Consider the following 1818-nt stretch of genomic DNA (forward strand, 5'->3'; position numbering starts at 1 on the left):
GGGTGGTGTGTGATGTGTCGGATCGGGTGCAGGTGGCTGCTTTGGTGGAGGGTTTGCCGGGGTTGTCGGCGGTGGTGCATGCGGCGGGGGTGCTGGATGACGGTGTGGTGGAGCGGTTGTCGCCGCAGCGGTTGGATGGTGTGTTGGCGGCGAAGGCGGATGGTGCGTGGCATCTGCACGAGTTGACCCGTGATCGGGATCTGAAGGCCTTCGTCCTCTTCTCCTCCGTCGCCGGCCTGTTCGGCAGTCCCGGTCAGGGCAGCTACGCTGCCGCGAACGCCTACCTGGATGCCCTGGCTCAGCACCGCCGCGATCTGGGACTGCCCGGCACCTCACTGGCCTGGGGCTTCTGGGAACGGCGTACCGGCCTCACCGCGGAACTCGGCGACGCCGACGTACGTCGTCTGACCCGCGGCCTCCGGCCACTTTCGGACGACCGTGGCCTCGCACTGTTCGACGCCGGAGTCGCCGCAGCCGACGCGGCGGTCGTCGCGGCCATCATCGATCCCGTCTCGATCCCGGCCGACACCACCTCGCCGTTGCTGCGCTCGCTGATCCGCGGGTCCCGACGGCGGCAGGCCGCCGGGACGCCGGCCGCCACCGGCTACGCCGGCCGCCTCCGAGCCGCCGGTACCCCGCAAGAACAGCACGAACTGCTCCTCGACCTGGTCCGCACCGAGGCCGCCGCCGTCCTCGGCCACGAGTCCACGGCCGCGGTGCCGCCGTCCCGGGCGTTCAAGGAGTCCGGTTTCGACTCGCTCACCTCGGTGGAACTGCGCAACCGGCTCAACGCCCGTACCGGTCTCCGACTCAGTGCCACCCTGGTCTTCGACTACCCGACCCCGGAGGCGCTCGCCACGCACCTGCGCGAGAGCCTCCTCGGCGCGGCACCGGCGAACCCGGTGACCGCTCGGCCTGTGAACGCCGACGAAGCCATCGCGATCGTCAGCATGAGCTGCCGGTTCCCCGGAGGCGCGGACAGCCCGGAACGGTTCTGGGAGCTGCTTACCGAGGGCGGGACCGGCCTCACCGGCTGGCCCGTGGACCGGGGCTGGGACACCGACCGTCTCTACCACCCGGACCCGGAGAACCGCGGGACCGCGTACGTCGCCCAAGGCGGCTTCCTGTCCGAAGCGGGGCACTTCGACGCCGCCTTCTTCGGGATCAGCCCGCGCGAGGCACAGGCGATGGACCCGCAGCAGCGGCTGCTGCTGGAGGTGGCCTGGGAAACCTTCGAACGCGCCGGCCTGGTGCCGGAGAACGTACGCGGGCCTGGGACCGGCGTCTTCATCGGGACGAACGGCAACGACTACGACGCCACTCTGGCGAACATGCCCACCGGCGACGAGGGCTACCTGATCACGGGCAAGTCACTCAGCGTGCTCTCCGGGCGCATCGCGTACAGCTTCGGTTTGGAAGGGCCGGCGGTGACGGTGGATACGGCGTGTTCGTCGTCGTTGGTGGCGTTGCATCTGGCGGTGCAGTCGTTGCGGCAGGGTGAGTGTGATCTGGCGTTGGCCGGTGGGGTGACGGTGATGTCCACCCCAGAGGCGCTGGTGGCGTTCAGCGCGCAGCGCGGCCTGGCGCCGGACGGCCGGGTCAAGGCCTTCGCAGCCGGGGCTGATGGCACTGGTTGGGGTGAGGGTGTGGGTCTTCTTCTGGTGGAGCGGTTGTCGGATGCGCGGCGGCGTGGGCATCCGGTGTTGGCGGTGGTGCGGGGTAGTGCGGTGAATCAGGATGGTGCGTCGAATGGGTTGACGGCGCCGAATGGTCCGTCGCAGGAGCGGGTGATTCGGCAGGCCCTCGCGAATGCGCGTT

Annotated in this window: 1 protein-coding gene; it reads left to right on the plus strand. The window is 70.0% G+C overall.

The features are described from left to right. The coding region (locus E1258_RS32400; protein ID WP_132407760.1) for a beta-ketoacyl synthase N-terminal-like domain-containing protein at window positions 1–1818 on the plus strand (1818 nt) is incomplete at both ends.

This window comes from Micromonospora sp. KC207 (assembly GCF_004348615.1).
GTDB lineage: Bacteria > Actinomycetota > Actinomycetes > Mycobacteriales > Micromonosporaceae > Micromonospora.